This is a genomic window from Dellaglioa sp. CoH-56-MRSF-13 (assembly GCF_056782095.1).
The window spans coordinates 1-270 of the sequence record NZ_JBXAYC010000167.1; the positions used below are offsets into that span (position 1 = coordinate 1).

Here is a 270-nt window from a genome sequence, read left to right on the forward strand (position 1 = left end):
TTCCTCGTTGGTTCGTGCCAGACGGCGGATGCAGCGTACGGTCTGCTTCACGATCTGCGTCAGGACCGAGAAGCAGCGCTAGCCTCGGCGCGTGCCAGCGAAAAAAGAATTCTGGCCAAGGTGATGCGTGCAGAGGCCGCGCTTCAGAATGCGGACAACGAGGCTGATCGTCTCGACGCCGAGGCCGAGCTGGACGAAATTGCGGCTATGCGCGAGATCAATGAGTCGAATGTTCGCGCGGCCGAGGACGAGGTAGCTTTCATTCACGAG

Annotated in this window: 1 protein-coding gene; it reads left to right on the plus strand. The window is 60.0% G+C overall.

Annotated elements, in window-relative coordinates; translation table 11 throughout:
- On the plus strand, positions 1-270 hold a 270-nt coding region (locus AC1RP1_RS08330), incomplete at both ends, for a hypothetical protein (RefSeq protein WP_481762776.1).